Origin of the sequence: Chryseobacterium cucumeris, assembly GCF_016775705.1 — a bacterium.
Classification (GTDB): Bacteria; Bacteroidota; Bacteroidia; order Flavobacteriales; family Weeksellaceae; genus Chryseobacterium; species Chryseobacterium cupriresistens.
In genome coordinates, this window is sequence record NZ_CP068760.1 from 471,079 (window position 1) to 495,458 (window position 24,380).

The 24,380-nt window shown below is 36.9% G+C and carries 20 protein-coding genes and 8 tRNA genes; 1 reads left to right on the plus strand and 27 read right to left on the minus strand.

What is annotated here, in order from left to right:
• Nucleotides 1–19: 19 nt before the first annotated feature.
• From rpoB to JNG87_RS02245, 20 genes are all read right to left on the minus strand, one after another.
• Entirely contained in the window at nucleotides 20–3,841 is a 3,822-nt protein-coding gene (rpoB, locus tag JNG87_RS02150) for a DNA-directed RNA polymerase subunit beta (protein ID WP_137905183.1), read from the minus strand.
• Between the two features lie 594 nt (nucleotides 3,842–4,435).
• Nucleotides 4,436–4,873, minus strand: a complete 438-nt coding sequence (locus JNG87_RS02155; RefSeq protein WP_202841462.1) for a hypothetical protein — start codon at nucleotides 4,871–4,873, stop codon at nucleotides 4,436–4,438.
• A gap of 269 nt (nucleotides 4,874–5,142) precedes the next feature.
• The gene (gene rplL, locus JNG87_RS02160; protein ID WP_062675820.1) at nucleotides 5,143–5,511 is read right to left on the minus strand and encodes a 50S ribosomal protein L7/L12; all 369 of its coding nucleotides are present in this window, start codon (nucleotides 5,509–5,511) and stop codon (nucleotides 5,143–5,145) included.
• Between the two features lie 46 nt (nucleotides 5,512–5,557).
• Nucleotides 5,558–6,145: a 50S ribosomal protein L10 gene (gene rplJ / locus JNG87_RS02165; protein WP_110008215.1), complete on the minus strand. Its 588-nt coding sequence runs from the start codon at nucleotides 6,143–6,145 to the stop codon at nucleotides 5,558–5,560.
• A gap of 17 nt (nucleotides 6,146–6,162) precedes the next feature.
• Nucleotides 6,163–6,855: a 50S ribosomal protein L1 gene (gene rplA, locus JNG87_RS02170; protein ID WP_002976422.1), complete on the minus strand. Its 693-nt coding sequence runs from the start codon at nucleotides 6,853–6,855 to the stop codon at nucleotides 6,163–6,165.
• An 11-nt stretch (nucleotides 6,856–6,866) separates the two neighbouring features.
• On the minus strand, nucleotides 6,867–7,310 hold the full coding sequence (gene rplK / locus JNG87_RS02175; protein ID WP_047435399.1) for a 50S ribosomal protein L11: 444 nt from the start codon (nucleotides 7,308–7,310) through the stop codon (nucleotides 6,867–6,869).
• Nucleotides 7,311–7,576: 266 nt separating this feature from the next.
• On the minus strand, nucleotides 7,577–8,245 hold the full coding sequence (locus JNG87_RS02180; protein WP_110008216.1) for a hypothetical protein: 669 nt from the start codon (nucleotides 8,243–8,245) through the stop codon (nucleotides 7,577–7,579).
• Nucleotides 8,246–8,252: 7 nt separating this feature from the next.
• On the minus strand, nucleotides 8,253–8,900 hold the full coding sequence (locus JNG87_RS02185) for a hypothetical protein (protein WP_110008217.1): 648 nt from the start codon (nucleotides 8,898–8,900) through the stop codon (nucleotides 8,253–8,255).
• A gap of 11 nt (nucleotides 8,901–8,911) precedes the next feature.
• Nucleotides 8,912–9,532, minus strand: a complete 621-nt coding sequence (locus JNG87_RS02190) for a hypothetical protein (RefSeq protein WP_202841464.1) — start codon at nucleotides 9,530–9,532, stop codon at nucleotides 8,912–8,914.
• A 513-nt stretch (nucleotides 9,533–10,045) separates the two neighbouring features.
• Entirely contained in the window at nucleotides 10,046–10,588 is a 543-nt protein-coding gene (gene nusG / locus JNG87_RS02195) for a transcription termination/antitermination protein NusG (RefSeq protein WP_002976412.1), read from the minus strand.
• A gap of 19 nt (nucleotides 10,589–10,607) precedes the next feature.
• The gene (gene secE, locus JNG87_RS02200) at nucleotides 10,608–10,814 is read right to left on the minus strand and encodes a preprotein translocase subunit SecE (RefSeq protein ID WP_002976410.1); all 207 of its coding nucleotides are present in this window, start codon (nucleotides 10,812–10,814) and stop codon (nucleotides 10,608–10,610) included.
• 12 nt (nucleotides 10,815–10,826) lie between these two features.
• A tRNA-Trp gene (locus JNG87_RS02205) sits at nucleotides 10,827–10,897 on the minus strand.
• A 64-nt stretch (nucleotides 10,898–10,961) separates the two neighbouring features.
• Nucleotides 10,962–12,149 (minus strand): elongation factor Tu, encoded by a 1,188-nt coding sequence (gene tuf, locus JNG87_RS02210; protein ID WP_110008219.1) that lies wholly within the window; start codon nucleotides 12,147–12,149, stop codon nucleotides 10,962–10,964.
• A 260-nt stretch (nucleotides 12,150–12,409) separates the two neighbouring features.
• On the minus strand, nucleotides 12,410–13,516 hold the full coding sequence (locus tag JNG87_RS02215) for a hypothetical protein (protein ID WP_202841466.1): 1,107 nt from the start codon (nucleotides 13,514–13,516) through the stop codon (nucleotides 12,410–12,412).
• 2 nt (nucleotides 13,517–13,518) lie between these two features.
• Nucleotides 13,519–14,085: a hypothetical protein gene (locus JNG87_RS02220; protein WP_202841468.1), complete on the minus strand. Its 567-nt coding sequence runs from the start codon at nucleotides 14,083–14,085 to the stop codon at nucleotides 13,519–13,521.
• Between the two features lie 159 nt (nucleotides 14,086–14,244).
• A complete protein-coding gene (locus JNG87_RS02225) occupies nucleotides 14,245–17,343 on the minus strand; it encodes an efflux RND transporter permease subunit (protein ID WP_202841470.1) in 3,099 nt (1,032 codons plus the stop codon).
• Between the two features lie 69 nt (nucleotides 17,344–17,412).
• Entirely contained in the window at nucleotides 17,413–18,498 is a 1,086-nt protein-coding gene (locus JNG87_RS02230) for an efflux RND transporter periplasmic adaptor subunit (RefSeq protein WP_202841473.1), read from the minus strand.
• Nucleotides 18,499–18,501: 3 nt separating this feature from the next.
• Nucleotides 18,502–19,743 (minus strand): TolC family protein, encoded by a 1,242-nt coding sequence (locus JNG87_RS02235; protein WP_202841475.1) that lies wholly within the window; start codon nucleotides 19,741–19,743, stop codon nucleotides 18,502–18,504.
• Between the two features lie 214 nt (nucleotides 19,744–19,957).
• A complete protein-coding gene (locus tag JNG87_RS02240) occupies nucleotides 19,958–21,322 on the minus strand; it encodes an ATP-binding protein (RefSeq protein WP_202841477.1) in 1,365 nt (454 codons plus the stop codon).
• Nucleotides 21,323–22,003, minus strand: a complete 681-nt coding sequence (locus JNG87_RS02245; protein ID WP_110008227.1) for a response regulator transcription factor — start codon at nucleotides 22,001–22,003, stop codon at nucleotides 21,323–21,325.
• A gap of 268 nt (nucleotides 22,004–22,271) precedes the next feature.
• Between JNG87_RS02245 and JNG87_RS02250 the strand changes: the two genes are divergently transcribed.
• The gene (locus JNG87_RS02250; RefSeq protein ID WP_202841478.1) at nucleotides 22,272–23,048 is read left to right on the plus strand and encodes a GLPGLI family protein; all 777 of its coding nucleotides are present in this window, start codon (nucleotides 22,272–22,274) and stop codon (nucleotides 23,046–23,048) included.
• Nucleotides 23,049–23,402: 354 nt separating this feature from the next.
• Here the strand turns inward: JNG87_RS02250 and JNG87_RS02255 are convergent.
• From JNG87_RS02255 to JNG87_RS02285, 7 genes are all read right to left on the minus strand, one after another.
• A tRNA-Thr gene (locus tag JNG87_RS02255) sits at nucleotides 23,403–23,474 on the minus strand.
• Between the two features lie 41 nt (nucleotides 23,475–23,515).
• Nucleotides 23,516–23,588, minus strand: a tRNA-Gly gene (locus tag JNG87_RS02260).
• An 86-nt stretch (nucleotides 23,589–23,674) separates the two neighbouring features.
• Nucleotides 23,675–23,755 (minus strand) — tRNA-Tyr (locus tag JNG87_RS02265).
• Nucleotides 23,756–23,773: 18 nt separating this feature from the next.
• Nucleotides 23,774–23,850: transfer RNA gene (locus JNG87_RS02270), tRNA-Thr, on the minus strand.
• Between the two features lie 89 nt (nucleotides 23,851–23,939).
• Nucleotides 23,940–24,012 (minus strand) — tRNA-Gly (locus JNG87_RS02275).
• Between the two features lie 88 nt (nucleotides 24,013–24,100).
• Nucleotides 24,101–24,181: transfer RNA gene (locus JNG87_RS02280), tRNA-Tyr, on the minus strand.
• Nucleotides 24,182–24,199: 18 nt separating this feature from the next.
• Nucleotides 24,200–24,273 (minus strand) — tRNA-Thr (locus tag JNG87_RS02285).
• Nucleotides 24,274–24,380: the final 107 nt, after the last annotated feature.

Here is a 24,380-nt window from a genome sequence, read left to right on the forward strand (position 1 = left end):
GTGTCTGACATCTGATATCTTACTCCTCCAATCTTACGTCTAATCCAAGACCTTGTAACTCGTGAAGTAATACGTTGAATGATTCCGGAATACCTGGTTCAGGCATAGATTCACCTTTTGCAATTGCTTCATAAGTTTTTGCTCTACCAATCACGTCATCCGACTTCACAGTAAGGATCTCTCTCAGGATGTTAGATGCACCGAATGCTTCAAGTGCCCAAACCTCCATCTCTCCGAATCTCTGACCTCCGAACTGAGCTTTACCTCCTAACGGCTGCTGAGTAATCAATGAGTAAGGACCGATAGAACGTGCGTGCATTTTGTCATCAACCATGTGTCCTAATTTCAGCATGTAAATAACCCCTACAGTCGCAGCCTGAGTAAATCTTTCTCCAGTACCACCATCATAAAGGTAAGTGTGACCGAATTTAGGAAGACCTGCTTTGTCTGTATATTCAGTAATCTGATCAAGAGTTGCTCCATCGAAGATTGGTGTAGCGAACTTCATACCCAGCTTCTGACCAGCCCATCCAAGAACTGTTTCATAAATCTGACCGATGTTCATACGGGAAGGTACCCCAAGTGGATTCAATACGATATCTACCGGTGTTCCGTCTTCCAGGAATGGCATATCTTCTTCACGAACGATTCTTGAAACGATACCTTTGTTACCGTGACGTCCTGCCATTTTATCTCCTACATTCAGTTTACGTTTCTTAGCGATGTAAACTTTAGCCAGCTTCATGATACCTGCAGGAAGCTCATCTCCGATTGAAATAGCAAATTTCTCACGGTTTTTAACTCCTTGAATGTCGTTATATTTGATTTTGTAATTGTGAATCAATTGTTTGATCAATTCATTCTTGTCAGCATCTACTGTCCAGTCTGAACCGCTAACGTTTACATAATCTTCGACTGAAGTTAATAACTTGTGAGTGAATTTCACACCTTTACCGATGATTTCTTCGTCAAGGTCGTTTTGTACCCCCTGAGAAGTTTTACCGCTTACCAGTGTATTTAATTTTTCAATTAACGTATTTCTCAACTCATCAAACTTAGCCTTGTAAGTGTTTTCAATTTCTTCAAGTTTAAGTTTTTCTTCAGTTCTTTTCTTTTTGTCTTTAATATTTCTTGAGAACAATTTCTTGTTGATAACAACTCCTCTTAATGATGAGTCTGCTTTCAGTGAAGCATCCTTCACATCACCAGCTTTATCACCGAAGATTGCTCTAAGAAGTTTTTCTTCAGGAGTTGGGTCAGATTCACCTTTTGGAGTAATTTTACCAATCATGATATCTCCAGGCTTCACTTCAGCACCGATTCTGATCATACCGTTCTCGTCAAGATCTTTCGTAGCTTCTTCAGATACGTTTGGAATATCTGCTGTAAGTTCTTCCATACCTAATTTAGTATCACGAACTTCAAGAGAATATTCATCTACGTGGATTGAAGTAAACCAGTCCTCACGTACAACTTTTTCGTTGATTACGATTGCATCCTCGAAGTTGTACCCTTTCCAAGGCATGAACGCTACCACTAAGTTTCTACCAAGAGCCAATTCTCCTTTTTCAGTAGCATACCCGTCGCAAAGTACCTGTCCTTTTTCCACTACATCACCTACTCTTACGTTTGGTCTTAGGGTAATGGTTGTACTCTGGTTCGTTTTTCTGAACTTAGTAAGGTTGTATGTTTTAGTAGCAGACTCAAATTGTACTAAATCTTCGTCTTCGCTTCTTTCGTATTTAATAACGATTCTGTCAGCATCTACGTACTGTACTGTACCTGTACCTTCAGCGTTAATTAAAATTCTTGAATCTCTTGCAACCTGCTGCTCAAGCCCTGTACCAACGATTGGAGCCTGTGGCTTCAATAGAGGAACGGCCTGACGCATCATATTGGATCCCATCAATGCACGGTTCGCATCATCATGTTCCAGGAATGGAATTAATGAAGCGGAAATACCGGAAATCTGGTTTGGTGCTACGTCGATAAGGTCTACCTGGCTAGGTTCTACTACCGGATAGTCACCATCCAATCTTGCAATGATTCTGTCTGTTTCGAATTCACCGTTGTCGCTCAATTCAACGTTTGCCTGAGCAATTACTTTAGATTCTTCATCTTCCGCATTTAAGTAGATAGGATCTGCGTTAAGCTCAATCTTACCGCCTTCTACTTTTCTATATGGAGTTTCGATGAAACCTAGTCTGTTGATTTTAGCATAAATACCTAAAGATGAAATCAAACCGATGTTTGGTCCTTCCGGAGTTTCAATCGGACAAATTCTTCCGTAGTGAGTATGGTGAACGTCTCGAACCTCGAAACCTGCTCTTTCTCTTGATAAACCACCAGGCCCTAGTGCAGATAATCTTCTCTTGTGAGTGATCTCTGATAGAGGGTTGGTTTGGTCCATAAACTGAGAAAGCTGGTTGGTACCAAAGAACGAGTTGATTACTGATGTTAATGTCTTTGCATTTACAAGGTCAAGCGGAGTAAAGATTTCGTTATCTCTAACGTTCATTCTTTCCTTGATTGTTCTTGCAATTCTTGAAAGACCTACCCCGAACTGTCCAGCCAACTGCTCACCAACAGTTTTAATTCTTCTGTTTGATAAGTGGTCAATATCATCAACCTCTGCTTTAGAGTTGACAAGCTCGATTAAGTGTCTTACAATAGCAATGATATCTTCTTTTGTAAGAACCTCAGTTGTCGTTGGAATGTTAAGACCTAGCTTTTTGTTCAATCTGTAACGCCCAACTTCACCTAATGAATATCTCTGCTCAGAGAAGAATAATTTTTCAATGATTCCTCTTGCTGTTTCCTCATCTGGCGGATCTGCGTTTCTTAACTGACGATAAATATACTCTACCGCTTCTTTTTCAGAGTTAGTAGGGTCTTTTTGTAATGTATTCTGGATGATAGAGAATTCGTTGCTGTTTTCTTTGTGAATCAGGATTGACTTCACACCAGCATCAAGAATAAGATCCAAATGTTCTTTTTCAAGAATCGTTTCTCTATCCAGGATGATTTCGTTTCTTTCAATAGAAACTACCTCACCTGTATCTTCGTCTACGAAATCTTCGAACCAGGTGTTCAATACTCTCGCAGCCAATGTTCTTCCTTCTACTTTTTTAAGGGCAGCTTTAGAAACTTTCACTTCTTCAGCAAGGTCAAAGATCTGAAGGATATCCTTGTCAGATTCGTAACCGATTGCTCTTAATAAAGTTGTTAATGGTAATTTTTTCTTACGGTCGATATACGCGTACATTACGCTGTTGATATCAGTTGTAAATTCCATCCAAGATCCTTTGAAAGGGATAATTCTTGAATAGTAAAGTTTGGTTCCGTTAGCGTGGTAAGTTTGTCCGAAGAATACACCAGGTGAACGGTGAAGCTGCGTAACAATAACTCTTTCAGCACCATTGATGATAAAAGAACCACTTGGCGTCATATAAGGAACCGGACCTAAGTATACGTCCTGAACCACAGTCTGGAAATCTTCATGTTCCGGGTCAGTACAATACAGTTTAAGTCTAGCTTTTAGAGGAACTGAATAAGTAAGTCCTCTTTCCACACACTCATCGATTGAATAACGTGGAGAATCTACCAGATAGTCTAAGAATTCTAATACGAATTGGTTTCTTGAATCCGTAATTGGGAAATTCTCTTGGAAAGTCTTGTAAAGAGCTTCTGTCTTTCTGGCTTCAGGAAGTGTATCAAGCTGGAAAAATTCTCTGAAAGATTCAATTTGGATATCCAAAAAGTCCGGAGTGATGATTTTTCCTTTCGCTGATGAGAAATTAATTCTCGGATTTCCTTGAGTTGTTGATTTTGTTTTACTCATAAAACTTTTAAGAAAGGGTTAAAAAATATTTTGATTCATTAAAAAATATCAGAAAAGAACAAGAAACAAGATAAAAGTAAAAGGTAAAAGTGTTTTTGGCGCTCACAAAGGACCTTAGATTCTTTTAAACTTCCTACATGGTTCTTTCTAACTGCAACACTGGTATATCTTTTCACAGCGTAATGCAAAATATTTTTATTACTTTTGAGGCTGTATTACCGCAGTATTTATATACACGAAATCCCTTCCACGTTTACACAGTGAAAGAGTTGATTTTCAGTATTTTATAAATTTACATACAATTTTTCGCGCCAAAAGAAGGGCAAAGATACAAAAAGTTATCCACAAAAACAAATAAATCATCTCATTTTGAAACTCTTAAAAACGAGAGAGGCTGCCCAAATATGAGCACCCCCTCCACAACACAAGCTAATCCTATGATTATTTCACAATAACCTTATAAGATTTTATTTTTTGAGCTCCCGTGACTGTACAAATACAAATACCTACCTGAGCGATTTCCCGGAAACTTACAGATCATTAGTAGAACGATGGTTAATAATTTATTTTTCATTTCTAATGCTATTTGATGTTTTATATAAATGTACTTTTTGAAAGGACAATTCTATTCTCATCTAATTTATAAATAACACCACAAAGGCGCTTATACTTATAAGATGTTACAGGATTATGAATAATGCCATCCATTCTATTGGGCAGTCGATTTACTACTTCTGAGGAAGGACATTTCAGAATTGCTGTTTTAAAAAAAGGAAAATTATCCCGGAAACCTTTATTACATAACCAATAGCTTTCTTTTTGACCGGCAGAACCATTATACAAACCTGTCCAATAATAAACGGAAACATCAGCAAAGCAACCCCATAAATGATTGGTAATAGCTGTACCATATGAGAAACCAGGCTTTGCCCTTATTAGAGATATTATCTTCGTGTTTAGTTTTCCTATAGCCGTCAAAATCTTTAGAAGCGTAATCTTATGACCAAAGAAAAGAAGGTTATTTCTATCCAATTATTGTGTTTTTTTCAATACAAATATAATATTTTTTCAATTAAAACAATAATTAACTAATAAAAATTCACATAAAATAATTAAACATAATAATAAACATAAAAAAAATCATACGTTACCACAAAATATGCAATCATAAAAAACTATATCAGTATTAGTAATAACAATATAATATTACTATTAAAAATTAAAAGACACATTTACAAAAGCTTACATACAAAAAAGCCCTGGCAAATGCCCGGGCTTCTTTATTTATAATACAATTGAAATTATTTCAATTCTACTTCAGCACCAGCTTCTTCTAATTGCTTCTTAAGAGCTTCAGCTTCGTCTTTAGAAACACCTTGCTTAATTGCAGCAGGAGCTCCGTCTACGATATCTTTAGCTTCTTTAAGACCAGCACCAGTTAAATCTTTTACTAATTTAACAATAGCTAATTTAGAAGCACCTGCAGACTTAAGAATTACGTCGAATTCAGTCTTTTCTTCAGCAGCATCACCTGCACCACCTGCAGCAACAACTACAGCAGCAGCAGCTGGCTCAATTCCGTACTCATCCTTAAGGATAGCAGCTAATTCGTTTACGTCTTTTACAGTTAGGTTTACTAGCGTTTCAGCTAAATTTTTTAAATCTGACATTGTTGTAATGTTTTTGTTGATTATTTATTTAATTTTTTGAGTGTAATTATTCAGCAGCTGGCGTTTCGTCAGTGCTTTCTGCAGCAGCTTCAGGAGCTTCAGCAGGAGTTTCTTCTACCGCAGGAGCAGCTTCTTCAGCTTTAGCTTCTACAGTTTCAGGTTTGTTTTGAAGAGCAGAAACAACTCTCTGGATTGGAGACTGAAGTAATCCGATGATTTCACCGATCATTTCTTCTCTAGACTTGATGTTAGCCAACATGTCCAGGTTATTGTCACCAACGTAGAAAGTTTCTTGAACAAAAGCAGACTTTAAAGCTGGCTTTTCTTCTTTCTTTCTGAATCCTTGGATCAATTTCGCAGGAGCGTTTGCTGTTTCAGCAATCATTAACGCTGAGTTTCCTTTGAAAGATGGGAACATTTCAGAGTAATCAACTCCTTCAATTTGCTCCATTGCTTTTTGTAAAAGTGTATTTTTTACAACTTTCACTTTGATATTTTGTTTGAAAGCCTGTCTTCTGAAATCTGAAGATTTACCAGCGTTCAAACCTTCTAAATCTGCTACGTATACTACTTTTGCATCCTGAAGCAAATCTTTGATCTCTTGTATTGCTACAACTTTTTGGTCTTTTGTCATTGTCTTAAGGATTATTATTAGTTAACAGATTTAGTATCAATTGCAATACCTGGGCTCATTGTAGAAGATAAATAGATACTCTTCACATAAGTTCCTTTAGCAGCAGTTGGTTTCATTTTGATCAATGTCTGGATTAATTCCTGAGCATTTTCTTTGATCTTGGCAGCATCGAAAGATACTTTACCAATACCAGCATGGATAATACCATACTTGTCTACTTTGAAATCAATTTTACCTGCTTTTACTTCAGTTACTGCTTTACCAATTTCCATTGTTACAGTTCCTGATTTAGGGTTTGGCATTAAACCTCTTGGACCTAATACTCTACCTAATGGACCTAATTTACCCATTACAGCTGGCATCGTAACGATAACGTCAACATCTGTCCAACCTTCTTTGATTTTTTGTAAATATTCGTCAAGACCTACATAGTCAGCACCAGCAGCTTTAGCTTCTGCTTCTTTATCTGGAGTTACAAGAGCTAATACTTTAACATCTTTACCAGTACCGTGAGGAAGAGATACAACACCTCTTACCATTTGGTTTGCTTTTCTAGGGTCTACTCCTAATCTTACTGCGATATCGACAGAAGCATCAAACTTTGTAGTGTTCACTTCTTTTACAAGAGCTGAACCTTCTTCAAGGTTATAGATTCTTCCTTTTTCTACTTTGCTTAAAGCTTCCTTTTGCTTTTTAGTTAATTTTGCCATTTCTTTAAGTTTTAAGCGTTAGTTGGTTTAGTTCCTGTTACTCTTAATCCCATAGATCTGGCAGTACCTGCAACCATAGAAAGAGCAGAGTCCATTGTAAAACAGTTAAGATCCGCCATTTTATCTTCAGCGATTTTCTTTACCTGTTCCCAAGTTACAGAACCTACTTTGTTTCTGTTTGGTTCACCAGAACCTCCCTTGATCTTAGCTGCATCCATTAACTGGATTGCTGCAGGTGGAGTTTTAATAACGAATTCAAAAGATTTGTCTTCGTATACTGTAATTACTACAGGTAAAACTTGCCCTGGCTTATCTTGGGTTCTTCCGTTAAATTGCTTACAAAACTCCATGATGTTCACACCTGCAGAACCCAATGCTGGACCTACTGGTGGAGAAGGGTTAGCTGCGCCACCTTTCACCTGAAGCTTTACCATTTTAAAGACTTTCTTAGCCATTGTTTGTTTTTTAAATTTGAATAATTAATGAGTTTGGAAGCATTTATTATTCAGTAGGTTATGCACTCACATAACAATAAACCTACTTTTTGGACTGCAAAAGTATAAAATATTTTTGAAATAGCAAACGGAAATTGCTGATTTTTAAAAGTTTTAGAAAAATAAATCATGTTTCCCTGTCATAGAATTGAAAATACAGTCAGTAAAAACGAAAACGGTTATTTTATGCAAATAACCGTTTTAAAATATTTTAAAAGGAAGGCTGATTAAAAACCTGAAGGTTTATTAATTGTTTTTGTAGAACCGTCGTTTCCTCCAAGATCATCATTGATATCGTTTATATTTTGCTTTTCAATTAATCTTTTGTAAGCCATCAGATAAAGATCAACCGTAAAGTTATTATAGGTTCTTGATGGTGTAGTTGTGTTGGTGGCAATCATTCTGCTATCTGTAAATCTAGCTCTGACGTGCCATGTTCCGTTACTTTTGAAAGCCACTACATCCGGTGATCCCTGTTTGTTATCATTCACACCGTTGTCGCCATAATCAAGCATTACACTCGTATTTCCATCGTTCAGCTTGAAGGAATAATTGTGGAGGATAACCAAAAAGTTGTTGGCATCAATTTTAGTATCATAATCTGTAATGCCTGTTCCAGGTACGCCGGTAAGGGTAAGTTTAAGATAATTGAACAGCCCGCTGCTTTCCAAAGCCGGATCATACAATTGTAAGGCATTCTGCGAAGTGGCTAAAAAGCTTCCTCCTGTCATCGTAGGTTCTCCCGGATTTCTTAAATATAAGGAATTCGTATATGTTTTTCCATTAACATCAAGTGTTTCTGCGGGATTAGCAGTGTTGATCCCTACTTTTCCTTTCTGGGCGTTTAAAAACATCCCAAGACATAGGATTATTGTGATATAAATTTTTCTTTCCATAGTTTTTTTATTGAAGGCCCAGTGGCGTATTGGTTGATACTCCTGAATATCCCGGTGAAACGGATGCTGAAACAGAACCGTTAAAAGTTCCCCAGTCTTTCACTAAGGATTTTTCAAAGACATTTAAGGTAAGTGTCCAGGTTCCATTGATGGAAGAAACAGTTCCTGCTCCTTTAAAAGCTAAATTAATAGCATGGTACTGTTTACCACCGCTGGTCACCTGTGTAATTTCAGTTGAGTAAGAACCATACGATTTAGGGTTGGTACTTGTGTTCGCTGCTGAAACCGCTCCTGTAAAAACAGCACCTGTAATGGCCACCACATATTTACTTGCATCTAATCCTGTATTGAGATTCACAACTTCATCCTGTCTTACATTTTTCAATACAACATTATACATATTTACAGGGGCTACATTACGGAGCGATATATCCAGCAGCTTCACCTTACCTACCGGTGAAGTATCTTTTGACCGGGTAAGAAGAAGATAGTTTCCGCTTGCCTTTGTATTTTCAGTATCTATTAAATAAGATTCTACTAAAGTTTCCCCTTCAACATCAAGAGTTCCTTTAGGTGTTTTAGTATTTATTCCTACTTGTGCATTTATGCTTAAAGCAGCAAAACCCGTAAAGAGTATCGCAATAATTTTTTTCATAATTTATGTTTTTATTGAATTAATGGAGCTGTCGCCGCACCAGTAGTTAATCCATTAAGGTTTTGTGTTGAATTAAAATCTTTGGCGTACGACCTGTCAAACACCAGTAAGTTGAGTGTCCAGACTCCTGTAGGCAAAGAATTATCAGGAGCAAATCCCTGGTAATCTGCCTTAAGTTTCCATGTCCCTCCTGCAGAATAAGCAAAGATCTGAGGTATCGGAGTAAGCCAGTCTGCAGAGTAAGTTCTTGTAGGCTGTGTAAATCCAAAAGAAGAAATTACTACCAAAAACTTGCTGGAGTTGATCTTTGTGTCAAACTGGTTTACCCAATCTTTGTCTGTAGGATCACAGGTGATTTTAAACTGAATAAGATTAATGGGAGCCGGCGAATTAGGTACAAAAGAATCATTATACGCTGTAATTTTGTTTTCCGGCGAGGGAGATTTGATAATAAAAGTGTAATTCTCATCCGCTTTCAGTTTTTCCAGGGGTTGTTTAAAAACAATTCCTGATGTCTTCATTGTACCGTTTACGGTAAGCTCTTTTTCTGGTGTGGCAGTATTGATACCAACCTGCGCACTCATGAACACTGATGTGCCCACCAGAGTGATCATCGAAATAATTTTTGTCATTGAGTTATGTGTTTATAAAGCTTATGCTCTTGGGTGACTGATCTTAATTCTATTCTTATTTAAAACATAGAATGCCCATACCTCTGTAACCAGTGTATGAAATAAAAAGAATAAAATTTTGTGGATTAGCTAACAGCTTGGTTGCAAGAAGTATGCCATATGAAAGTGAATTAAGTAACTAAAAGGAACTTGATCCATAAAAAAGCAAAAATAGTCACGTAACGGTGATAATTCAATTAAAGTAAACTACTTTATAGAAGTAGTCAGCAGACTTATGAAATTTGAATATCAGCACAATAGTTTCAGCAAACTCAAAAAAACTCTAGCCAGAGTGAAAAAAATATGAAGATTCAATTTCAATACTTCATTATGAATTAATAGAACGGCACTATTATTTACCGAAAAAATAACCGAGAAGCATCGCCAGAGACTATTGTTAAAATATATTGAAATGGAATCAACAAAAAAAGACTGCTTTAAAAGCAGTCTTTTTTATATTTTATAAGTAATGTATTATACTTTTTCTACTTGCATGTAGCTCAGTTCCATTGGAGTTTTTCTACCGAAGATCAATACAGAAACTTCAATTTTCTTTTTGTCTTCAAGAATCTTCTCAACTGTACCATTGAATCCGTTGAAAGGTCCGTCGATTACTTTAACGTTTTCACCTACTACATAAGGAATTTCAACATCGCTTGCAAATTCTGAAAGTTCATCCATTCTTCCAAGCATTCTGTTTACCTCTGATTTTCTCATTGGAACAGGATCACCCCCTTTTGTTAAACTTAAGAAAGAAATAACTCCCGGGATATTTTTAATAACGTGAGGAATCTCTCCCATCAGGTCAGCTTCAATCATCAAGTAGCCAGGATAGTAAGGTCTCTCTTTAGGAACTTTTTTACCGTTTCTAATCTGGATCACCTTTTCCATAGGAATAACCACTTGAGTAACGTACTGCTCAAACCCTAAACGTTTGATTTCTGTCTCAATATAGTTTTTCACTTTATTTTCCTGTCCGCTGATTGCTTTCAGCACATACCATTTCAATTCGCTCATTATGGAAAATACTTAATTATTAATTGAACAAGTTGATTAGCATTCCTATTATGTTGCTGATTGCTTTTGAAAACAATTCATCAACTCCAAAGGTAAATAAAGCCAGAATAACTGTCGCAATAGTCACTACAATTGTAGAAGACTGAAGGTCAGCCCATTTTGGCCATTCAACTTTATGTCTGAATTCGTTATAAGAACCTTTTAAAAAATCGACAAATGAACTCATAATTTATATTTGCACGGGCACAAGGATTCGAACCCTGATCAACGGTTTTGGAGACCGGTATCCTACCATTGGACGATGCCCGTAGTTAAAAAAAGCTCCGTAAAGAGTGTTCCTTACGGAAGCTTTTTATATTGTTTTAGATGTGGATTAGTCGATGATTTCAGTTACCTGACCTGCACCTACTGTTCTACCACCTTCTCTGATCGCGAATCTAAGACCCTCGTTAAGAGCGATTGGCTGAAGTAATTCAACAGTGATTGTTAAGTTATCACCAGGCATTACCATTTCTACACCTTCTGGTAAGAAGATCTCACCTGTAACGTCAGTAGTTCTTACGTAGAACTGAGGACGGTACTTGTTGTGGAATGGAGTGTGACGTCCACCTTCTTCTTTAGAAAGGATATAAACCTCAGCTTTGAATTTCTTGTGTGGCTTAACTGAATCTTTCTTAGCGATAACCATACCTCTCTTGATGTCAGTTTTTTCAATACCTCTCAACAATAGACCTACGTTATCACCAGCTTCACCTCTGTCTAGGATTTTTCTGAACATCTCAACCCCTGTAATAGTAGAAGTTAATTTTTCATCACCCATACCTACGATATCAACTGGATCACCAGTGTTGATAACACCAGCCTCGATTCTACCAGTTGCTACAGTACCTCTACCTGTAATAGAGAATACGTCTTCGATTGGCATTAAGAATGCTTTATCCTGATCTCTAACAGGCTGCTCGATCCAAGTATCAACTGCATCCATTAATTCTTCAACAGTCTTAACCCACTTCTCGTCTCCGTTAAGAGCACCAAGAGCAGATCCCTGGATTACTGGAGAGTTATCTCCGTCATATTCGTAAGTAGATAATAAATCTCTAAGTTCAAGTTCAACAAGCTCTAAAAGCTCAGCATCATCCACCATGTCAACTTTGTTCATGAAAACAACGATTCTTGGTACGTTTACCTGACGGCAAAGTAGGATGTGCTCTCTAGTTTGAGGCATTGGTCCATCAGTTGCAGCACATACTAAGATAGCTCCATCCATCTGAGCAGCACCAGTTACCATGTTCTTAACATAGTCGGCGTGACCTGGACAGTCAACGTGTGCATAGTGTCTGTTTTCAGTTTCGTACTCGATGTGAGCTGTATTAATAGTGATACCTCTTTCTTTTTCTTCTGGAGCAGAGTCAATAGAAGAGAAATCTTTCTTCTCAGCAAGACCCTTGTTAGCTAATACACTACTGATAGCTGCAGTAAGTGTAGTTTTACCATGGTCAACGTGACCAATAGTACCAATGTTCAAGTGTGGTTTGTTACGATTAAACGTTTCCTTTGCCATGATTTAAAATTATTTATTTATTGTTTTTCAAATTTTCGGTGTGCAAATATAATGAATTTTTAAATACCAAAAACTTTTTATTAAAAAAACTTTCAATATTATCATCCAGTGAAGGACAAACCTTATATTTCAACGTATTGAGACTGCAAATTTACACATTTTTCCGGATTGAAAAAATCTTTCTGAAACCTTTTATGAAAAAGCCTGAAACCCAATATAAAAAATAAGTTTCAGAAAGCAGTATTCACTCTTACCTGTGTTTATTTCAGAATATTATTCCGATCAGTCTTCCTTAATGACCGAATCAATAAATACAATGAAAATAAAAACGCACTTCCCAGCATAATAAGAGGTGTGGAAAGTTTGCAGAATGCAATAAGGGAGAAGAGACCGTTTATCACAGACCCCATTGTATTAATATTAAAAATTTTCAGTACTAAAAGGTACAGAATTACTACTGCAATAGCAGCTTTCCTATATTCCGGATTAAATATTCTGAGCATCCCATTCTTGATCCGGTTTCTGAAACCTGACGGCAGGAGCCATGCCGGAATAAAAAGGCTGTAAAGTCCTATGGAATTCATAAAAGATATATTCAGCATCAATAATACATTAAGGTGAAAGAAAATAGTTACCAGCAGCATATATCTGAAAAATTTCGGAGACATGAACGCTACAATAAAAACCATTTCAAAAATAACAGTAAAATAATCCAGGGCTTCCCAGAATATTTTAGAATTAATTCCTTCATAAAAATCCGAAAGCAGATCGTTCCACCCTATAATAAACCTATATTGCGTAAAAAATATCTGAGTATACTGAATATCAGTGCTCAGCCAGCCTCCCAGAATTTTAGAAAACCCGGCAGTAAACATTCCGAAGCTGAAAATCAAACTTATCATAAACAGAGGCCACGATTTTGCCAGCTCATCCGTTTCTTTTACGGGCTCAGGAAAGAAGCTAAAGGTTTTGTTCCAGGGAGAGAATGCCATTATCATGATCGGAAGTGTATAAATAAAATCGTGATTCACTTTTCCAAACGAATAGGCATAATTATTCGTCAATACATACAGGATTATATACAATATTGCAAATATTCTAGGTTTATATCCTATCAGTATCAACAATAAACATGCATAGAGTATATATCTGCAAAGCACAAAAAATGCTTCAGAAGGGACAATATCCGTGAAAGACAGGATGCTGATGGGTGGATGCATAGCACTGTTAGGAATAGAATGGATCCAGCTGTTATCTGCTACTCCCGACCATAACAGGAACATGGAAAAAAATATTCTGTAAAATGCCAGGAACTCATAGCTGGGACGGTAAGAAACAAAGGGAAGTTCTTTTAATTTATTCATCATTATTAGTTTAAAAAACGATAACTCAGTACAGTATCATACACAGATTTCTGGGTCAATTTTCTTGTGGTTATATCAAAATCTTTAGTTTCATTGATCACCTGTATAGCGGCGACTTTTTTACCGGGAAATCTTTTCTCAAGTCTGTTTACAATGAATTTTTTACTTTCTTCCATATCCACTTTTTTAATGTTCCGGTTAAGAATAGATTTTTTCAACAGGTAAAGCTTCTTTTTATAAGGAGGAAGGGAATTCACCCGACTGTCCAGAACCGGATATTTCCTTGGAAAAAGCAAATTCTGAATAAGGGTAATCTGTATGGTTCTCGGTATACTTTCTCCCAGATAATCATTATTGACCAAAATACTGTCTGACCCGTCTTTAAAAAAGACATGGGAAGTGGTTTTGGTAAAATTAATATATTTTCCATCTTTTATGGGATAGGATGCGAATCCCGGAAAGTTAAATGAAGGATAGGTTTCTTCAATATTAACCTTAAAAACAAGTTGCAGGGGAAGCAAGACGATTAAAAAGCCAAACAAAAAAAGAACTCTTTTTTTGTAGCGTTTCATTTTGTGTTTTAACATTTGTGTATAGAGATGAGGGATTAATTATAAGATATCATTTGTTTTTTTCTAATTGCCCAATTTAATTATTTTATTTGAAATCAGACGACAAGAAATTAAAAAAAATCGCCTTAGGAATTTCCAAAGGCGAAATACTATAACAAATTAAATTGATTGCAGTTTTCTTGTTCTGTTGAAAATCCAGAAAATAATCGGGAAAATAAGCAGAGTAAGCACTGTAGCTGTAATCAGTCCTCCGATAATGACAATTGCAAGAGGTTTCTGAGACTCCGATCCGATTCCTGTAGACAAGGCAGCCGGCATAAGCCCTATGGAAGCCATCAATGCTGTCATAATTACAGGTCTCGTTCTGGATTTTACTCCATTTAATATAGCGGTATCGATATCCATTCCGTCTTTAACATTCTGGTGGAATTCTGTAATAAGGATTACCCCGTTCTGGATACAAATTCCCAGAAGAGCAATCATTCCTACTCCGGCAGAGATTCCAAAATTGATTCCGGTAATATGTAAAGCGATGATTCCTCCAATCAAAGCAAAAGGTACGTTCGCTAATACCAGAAGAGAATCTTTCATATTGCCGAACAGAATAAACAACAGGAAGAAAATCATCAGAATACTCACCGGTACTACCTGCGCCAGTCTGTGTGAGGCACGCTGCTGGTTTTCAAACTGACCTGTCCATCCTATTGAATAACCGTCCGGAAGTTCAATCGTTTCTACTTTTTTCTGTGCATCCGCAATCGTACTTCCCAAATCCCGGTCACGGATGGAGAATTTAACCCCGATGTATCGCTTGATATTGTCTCTGTAAATAAATGCGGCTCCGTTATCTTTAACAATGGTGCTTATTTCTTTTAAAGGAATCTTTGCTCCATCCTGTGTAGGAACCATCAAAGCAGCAATGTCATTTTCATTGGTTCTGTATTCCTGAGAATACCGAAGACGGATCGGGAACTTTCTTTCCCCATCAAACATTTCAGAGGCAGTTTTTCCACCAAATGCCATTTCCAGCACAGCCTGAGCATCTGCGGGCATCACTCCATAAGCGGCCATTTTATCTCTGTCCAAAACCACGCTTACTTCCGGCTGGCCGATATTTTTAATAATTCCCGGATCCTTCACGCCTTGTACGTCTTTAATTTTAAGCAAAACTTCGTGGGCTAATTTGTCAAGGGTTTCCAGGTTATCACCATAGATTTTGATTCCGTTTTCAGCTTTAAAACCAGCCACTGCTTCTGCTACGTTATCGGAAATCGGCTGGGAGTAGTTGAACGTAATTCCCTGATAACTTCTGAGTTTTTTGTCTATTTCATTGATCAGTTCATCATAAGTAATTTTACGCTTCCATTCTTCTCTTGGCTTAAGATTTACCGCAAACTGTACAAATCCGAATCCGTTGGGATCTGTTCCATCATTACTTCTTCCCGTCTGGGCAAGCACATCTGTCACTTCTGAAAAGCTCATAATGTCCTTCTTTAAAAGATCAGCTGTTTTCAGAGATTCTTTTAATGAGGAGCTCATCGGCATTTCGGCTGTGATCCACAATGAACCTTCATTCAACTGAGGCAGGAACTCTGTTCCAAGGAATTTACCCGAAAACAGTGTAACAGCCAGAAAGGAAATCGCTACAATCATGCTCATCTTTTTATGTCTGAATGTTAAATTAAAGCCTTTCAAAACGATTCTGTCCCAGAAGTTCACAAACGGGTTGCTTTTTTCTCTTACATTTTTATTTAAAAGGATATGCGAAAGAACAGGAACGAGAGTTAATGTAAATATCAATGCTCCCATTAATGCAAACCCTAATGTAAATGCCAACGGAGAAAACATTTTTCCTTCTACTTTCTGGAATGAGAAAATAGGAATCAAGGAAGTAATGATGATTAATTTTGAAAAGAAGATGGCTTTTCCCAGTCCTGTTCCGGTTTGCTTAATCCATCCTCCCTTGGCGAGTTTATTAAACTTCTCCGTCCCGTACTTATGCGCTTTATGATCCAGCATTACGAAAAGACCTTCCACCATGACGACGGCTCCGTCTATGATAATCCCGAAGTCTACGGCTCCCAAAGAAAGCAGGTTCGCACTCATCCCTGCCAGCTTTAAACATAAAAAGGCAAACAATAAGGATAATGGGATAATGATGGAAACAATCAGCGTGGTTCTCCAGTCTGCCATAAAGATCAAAACAATAACCGTTACCAGTACAATACCTTCAATAAGGTTATGCATTACGGTATGTGTAGTGAAATCCATCAGATTGTCACGATCGTAGAAAGTCACCATTTTAACATCTTTCGGAAGTACTTTTTCGTTAAGCTCTTTAATTTTAGCCTTCACACTTACTAAAACTTCTCGCGGGTTCTCCCCTTTTCTCATAACAACAATTCCTTCCACCGTATCGTCATGATGATTAAGAGCGGCCTGTCCTACTCTGGGCATGGAACTTTCATGAACTTCTGCAACATTTTTTACCAAAACAGGATTCCCACTGTCATTCTGAATGGTAATATTTCCAATATCCGCTACAGATTTTACCAAACCGATACCTCTTACCACATAAGCCTGACCATTTTTTTCAATGACATCTCCTCCTACGTTCAGGTTACTTTTGGTGACGGCATCATATACCTGAAGCGGCGTAAGGTTGTATTTATCCAATGCCCTCGGATCGATACTCAGTTCAAAAACTTTATCCTGTCCTCCGAAAACATTGATATCCGCAACGCCGGGAACTCCTCTTAAAGCACGGTCTATTACCCAATTCTGCAGGGTAAGCAGCGCTCGGGAATCTTTTGTTTTACTTTCCAGCGTATATCTGAAAATTTCACCGGTTGGCCCGTAGGGTGGCTGTACTTCAGGGTCTACCTCATCAGGAAGGCTAATGGTTCTTAACTGGTTATTGACCTGATTTCTGGCAAAAGTATCGTCCACCCCGTCGTCAAACAGAATTTTAACAATAGAAAGTCCAAACATGGTGGTACTTCTCACACTTGTTTTCTTTTGAACCGGGCTCATTGCCAATTCAATGGGAGTAGTAACAAAACGTTCCACTTCTTCTGCACTACGCCCATTCCATTGGGTAATGATGACAATCTGAGTATTGGTTACATCCGGAAAAGCTTCAATAGGCATGTTTTTAAAACTTATAAAACCGGAGATGGCTAAAATCGCTACCCAGATAAAGGTAAATGCTTTATTTTTTAATGAAAAAGCAATTATATTTTTTATGAATTTATTCATGATAGATACATTGGTGACCTAAAAAAGCCGTTAAAGAAAAATGTCAGTATTCTTAATGGTTTAATAAGACTAGCTGTTCAGTGAACGGTAGATCAGCAGCTGGTTGTTGGTAATCACTTCTTCTCCTTCTTTCAGACCGTCTGCAATATAGGTGACATCACCAACCTGCTTTAATACTTTGATTTCTCTGATCTTCACATCTGTCCTGGATTTAAAAATCACTACGAAGCTTTTATTATCATCAAAAATCACTGCTTTGGAGGGAACGGTAAGTGTAGAGTTGCTTTCCAGACTGGAAACTTTTATCGTGGCTTTACTCTCTGGGATCAAAAGTCCGTTGGCATTGTCCAATACGACTCTTGCCTGCATGGCATTGGTCTGCGGGTCAATAATCTTGAAAATTTTATCAATTTTCCCATCAAAAACTTTGTCCGGATAAGATAGAGTAGATACCTGAGCTTTCATTCCCAAACTAATTTTATCAATATCAGATTCATTGACATTCATAATGGCCCATACATTGGTGGTGTTGGCCACATCAAAAATATTATCACTTCTGTCACTTCTCAGCTGCATATCTTTATTGATACTTTTCTGAACAATATAACCGCTGATAGGTGCTACCACACTGTATATATTTCCGGTTTTCACATTATAAACCGTACTTACTGCGGCAGCTCTCTGTAACTGATCTTCGGCTTTTTGCAACTGGCTTTTAGCTTCCAGTACATCTCTTTCCGTATTAAGCTTTCCTTCGTAGAGTTCTTTTGCAACACGGAGGTTATTTTTGGCCACTACCAGATCTGTTTTTGCATCACTTACATCCTTCTGAATTTCTGCAAGCTCAGTACTTCTGATGGTTGCCAGTACCTGCCCTTTTTTCACATAGTCACCCAATTCTACATTGACGCTCATCACATTTCCTCCAACCAACGGGTATACATCTATATAGCTGTTTTTGTCTGCGGAGATTTTTCCGTAAAAACTGTATTCGTCTTCTATATTTCTTTTTTCAACCTTTGCCAGGGAAATAGAGTTCAGCATTGTATTGCTGAGTTCAAACCCTTTTTTGGTGTGGATATTTTTCTCTTCCTCTTTTTTTGAACAGGCTATTAATGAAAGAACCATCAATACGGGAATAATATATGTTTTCATGATTTAATAGAAGATTTTCGTTTGCACTAGTTGATTAAGTTGTTCTGCCGACTGCATGATCTCATTTTTCATATCGTAGATCTGAAGGGCTGTTTCCCTGTAGCTGTCCATAAAGTCTGTGAATTCAATCAGGTTAACATTTCCCTTTCTGAAATTGTTCAGCATTCCGTTATAAACAAGCTCCATATTCTGAAGATCTGTCGTTTTCACATCCTGCAGCTGATCATATTGTGCTTTCCAGGTTTTGTATGCAGACTGAACTTTAGTTTCCAGAGTCAGCTTTTGAAAGTCTGCATTTTTCTGGTTTTGTTGAATCGCATAATTTGCTTTTATCACATTCCCCTGGTTGGCTTTCCATAAAGGCAAAGGAATTCCCAGCGTAAGATTAGCTTCGTTATTAAAAGTTCCTCCCGCCTGATCCCATGCAGCTCCTACCGTAACATCAGGAACATTCAGTGATTTCTGCCATTGTGCATACAGCTTACTGTTATCAATAAGCTTCAGATTATACCGGTAATCTGCATTATTTTCCAGGGCTTTACCTTTCAACTCTTCTTCATTACCGAAAGGCTGTGCTGCCAAAGCTTCTTTAGCTTCGGTTTCGGACATCGTTGGCTCTATTTCTTCTGAAACTCCTGTCAGAACTTTCAGATTCTGTTCAAAATCAAGAATATTTTTGTTGATCTCCAGCTTATCATGATTGAGTTGGATAACTATGCTCTGTAATCTGACAGCATCTTTAAGAGAAACATTTCCTTTGGAAGACTGCACACGGTAAGCATCTAAGAGATCATTCATATATCCCAGCTGCCTGTTGGTGTTTTCCAGTTTTAGTTTTTCATAATAAAGATTGAAATAAGCAGAACGAAGCTGATATCGTAAATCTACCAGCAATTGGGAAAACTGAAGCTGGGCCAGTTCTTTATTGGACCTGGCAAAAGCAATTTCATTTTTCTTTTTGCCACCCATATAAATCAATTGAGTAATACCTGCTCCCTTAGAATGTCCTACATCAAAAAACTTTTTGTCCTGCGGATTGTAAGCATTGAACTGTCCGCTTAATTGAGGTAATTCCCAGATTTTAGCCTGCAGAATATCCGCACCAGCCATATTGATATTGTATTGTTCGGCGAGCAGCTGGAGGTTGTTCTTCTGAAACGCTTCTTCGCATTCCAAAAGAGACATCTGCTGTTGTGCCGCCATGAATGAGGAAACGGCGAGGCACAGCACTGCAATTCTGTTCATTATTTTTATTTTTAAATTACAAAATTGCTTTGATGCGATTAAAAGAAACTTAAATGACGCTTAAAAAAATATTAAAATAGGCTTGAGCAGGCCGTTTATCCAATAAATCACCAGATAAAACAAGTGAATTTTTCTCTAACGATTGAATTTTTATTAAAAAAATCAATCGTAGATTTAACAAAAAAACAACTGTTTTATATCAGTTGTTTTTCATTTATTTTTTAAAACTTAGGGTAAACTTATTGATGAAATCTGCTGGTGAAGAATATACAATATCTGCATCATGATATTCCAGAATCCTTTTGACAATTCTAAGACCTAAACCAGAGCCTGCTATATTCTGTGCATTGTTTCCTCTTGTGAACGCTTCAAAAAGTTTAGTCTGCTCATCTTCAGAAATCGTGTTACCATGGGAAATTACTTCAACAGAAAGATTATCATTGGTTTCAGTAATCAGGACTTTCACCTCCGTATTGTCTGAATACACAGCAGCGTTTTTAAACAGGTTGATAAAGACAATCACCAATAATGACTGAATTCCCTTGATGGTTAAGAATGCATTTTCAAAACTATTTTCATTGATCAGAAAATCCAGTTTCAGCTGTGGATAACTTTTCTCTACAGCTTCAAAAGCTTCAAAAATAACTTCATCAATTCTTACTTCCTCATAAATACTCTGGATATTTTCTTTATCAAATTTTGTCAGCAGCAAAAGCGAGTTGGTCAGATCGGACAGTTGATATACATCTCTCTGGATTTGCTTTAAAGATGATAATGTCTCCGGAGAATGTTCTTCAAACTTAATCAGGTTTTCCAGCTGAAAGGCCATTCTTGTTATTGGGGTTCTGATCTCATGCGAAGCACTGGCAGTAAAATCTTTTTGGGACTGAAATACATCATCCAGCCTTCCAATCATTGTATTAAAGGATTTTGCCAGAACGCTTACTTCATCATTGGATTGCTCTACCGGAATCTGCGTGGTGAGTTTATGAGCCGTAACTTCAGAGATTTCTTTGTTCAGGTCTTCCAGAGGTCGGAGAAATTTTTCGACAAAATAATAACTGAAAAAACCGATGAGCATAGTACTCATCACATACGCTGTTATCAAAAGATATTTAAGATAACCTAATTTGGATTTTCCATTGGTATCAAAGGCACTTGTAAGGATATAGTAATTTTCACCGTTGATATTCCTGAGCGCAGCGTAGATTTCTGGAACGGTTTTTTCAGTATAAATAATCTTCTTTTTATCCAGCTCTTTAAGCATGGCACTGTCCCAAATGACATTCCGGTCTTTAATCGTGCTGTAGATGAGTTCTTTTTTTTCGTTGAAAATTAAAATCTTTTCATTCAAAAGGATATTATCTGAATTTTCATTGAAAAAAACTGGTGCTTCTTCTTCAAAGTCTTTGGATTTTGAAATGAAATGAGAAGTAAACTCAAGCCTCTGCCTGAATCTTTCTTTAAACTCATCTCTTCTGAAATCATTAAACGATAAATAAATGACTGCCATCACCATCCCAAATAATAATGAAAAGGCGATACTGATCGTTAGGGCTATCTTTCTCTTTAAAGACATTTATAATGGACTTAGGTAGTATCCGAAACCTGAACGGGTGTGGATCAGTTTTATTTTAAAATCTTTATCAATCTTTTTCCTCAGAAAATTGATATAAACTTCTACGGTATTGGTATTCGTATTAAAATTGTGTTCCCATACATGTTCTGTAATCTGTTGTTTGGAAACCGTTCTTCCCTGCGCTTCCGCAAGATAAACCAACAGCTGGAATTCTTTTAATGTAAGTGTTATTTCATTTCCTCCACGATAGACCTTCTGTTCTGTTTTATTGATAATAAGGTCGTCAACTCTTAGAATATCCTGATCTGCATTATCAGAAGGTGCTTTTCTTCTCAACAGCGAATTGATTCTTAGCAGAAGTTCTTCAAACTGAAATGGCTTTACAAGATAATCATCAGCCAGTCTGGTGAAGGCGTCTTTTTTATCGGAGATATCTCCATAAGCAGAGATGATAATGATGGGGGTATTTTTGTCAAAAGAGCGGATCGTCTGGCAGACATCAAGTCCATTTATCTTAGGAACATTAATATCGAGTAAATACAGATCATAACTACTGTTTTTTATCTGGCGGAGAAAAGTTTCCCCGTCATAGATTTTATCACAATTAAAATTATTTGATTCTAAAAATCTGCACAACTCTGCAGACAGAATGAGATCATCTTCCAGTAAAAGAATATTCATCAAAAATTTATTTTACACGAATTTAACGAAAATTTTATGATTGTGATTGTAAAGCTGAAGTAAAAATCGGATCGATCTCCAATATATTAAGCCCAACAGTTGAAGCTTCGTTGGAAGCGTTTGAATAAAATTAAAGAATTTTATGAAGCGAAAAACCTTTTTCACTTAGTATGTATTCTATATAATAAAGAAGTTTTAGAAAATGCAGATTCCTCTAATAGAGAATAAAAAAATATTTGTATTATTATCTTGTAATTCAAACGATTATATGAAAATCACATTACTATACATATCAGGGCTTATTTTAACTTCACTATTATTTTCTGCTCAAAATAATAATGCGGTTATGGAGATTAATTATGAGACAAAATTAATTTCTGATAGCCTGAATAGAGAAAAAGTAAAGGTTTATTCATCAACTTTATTATGTAATAATACCGAATCAATTTATTGCAGTGCAGAAGCTAAAGCATACTATAAAGGAAATTCCACACAAACTATCAGTACAAATTACGGGAATATCCCTAAATATCCTAAAGCCGTAGAAAGCATTTATAAAGCCAACGGGGTTATTAATGCATTTCTACCGGTAGGAAAATATATTTTCTCATTTGATGAGCCCAAACTCAATTGGGAGGTTTTGCATCAAACTAAACATATCAAAGGTTTTAAATGTCAATTAGCAAAAACCATCACCGATACTGGAGATACTTTTTTTGCATGGTTTACAAACGATATTACTATTTCGGATGGACCATTCCGTTTCAAAGGACTCTCAGGAATGGTTCTGGAAGTTTTCAATAAGAGTAAAACAATAGAAATTTACGCAACTGATATTAAGAAATCAGACGAAATTATAGAACCTCTAAAATATTATAATGAGGTTAAAGCTAAAAATAAACAACAGTTTTTAGAAGCAAGAAAAAACTTTCACGAAAATCCATCAATGTACAATGGTAATTTGAAAGTGGTAGATGCTAATGGCAATGATAAAACTAAAATGATGACAGACCGTTTGAAAAATGTAAATACTTTCCTTGATTAAGAATAATCCTTAAAGGAGTAAATGTTTCCAGGTATAAAAATCTACATCTATCCTAACTGCTTTCTTAGTTATCTGATCAATTATACTATCAGCTATTTTTACGTATATTATCCATCCTATATGGATTGGCTTAGACTGATTGGCTTAGGTACTCAAATCTTACCAAAATACAATCTTCATCATTTTTGCGTTCTAATTATACAGTATGGAATACCGGCTGGTATTACCACATTTAACCCATGAATTTTTTAATCCATATCTTGTATTCTTGCTATCTACATTGTACACAACCTGTTTCTTTTTCAAATAAAATTTGGGCATAAAAAAATCCCGAAGAAATTCGGGAAAATCGAGAGCCAACTACGGGACTTGAACCCGTGACCTCTTCCTTACCAAGGAAGCACTCTACCGCTGAGCTAAGTCGGCATCAACTAAAAAAATCACACTAAGTAGCGTGATTTTCGTTGAGCGGAAGACGGGGGTCGAACCCGCGACATTCAGCTTGGAAGGCTGACGCTCTACCAACTGAGCTACTTCCGCAATTTTGTTTCCAAAATTATTGGTAAACGCTGTGCAAAACTAAGAAAACTTATTTAATCTTGCAAGTTTTTTTATAATATAAAATGTGGGGAGAGCAGGATTCGAACCTACGAAGCCGAAGCAACTGAGTTACAGTCAGTCCCATTTAGCCACTCTGGAATCTCCCCAGATATTTTATATTAAAATGGAGCCTCCAGAGGGATTCGAACCCACGACCCCGAGATTACAAATCACGTGCTCTGGCCAACTGAGCTATGGAGGCATTTTAATAAAGGACTGAAACTGATTGAGAAACTCTACTCTACACATTCCAGTGTTAAAAAAATCACTCTTAATGGTGTGATTTTATTGAGCGGAAGACGGGGGTCGAACCCGCGACATTCAGCTTGGAAGGCTGACGCTCTACCAACTGAGCTACTTCCGCAATTTTGTTTCCAAAACTATTGGTAAACGCTGTGCAAAACTAAGAAAACTTATTTAATCTTGCAAGTTTTTTTTATAAAAATATAAAGTGGGGAGAGCAGGATTCGAACCTACGAAGCCGAAGCAACTGAGTTACAGTCAGTCCCATTTAGCCACTCTGGAATCTCCCCAAAAGTTTATATTTTATGAGCCTCCAGAGGGATTCGAACCCACGACCCCGAGATTACAAATCACGTGCTCTGGCCAACTGAGCTATGGAGGCAAATATAAAAAAGAATTCAAAAGATCGCTGTTCCTTTTTTGCGAGTGCAAATATAGAACGGATTTTTTGAATTCTCAAATTTTTTATAAACTTTTTTTAACTTTTTT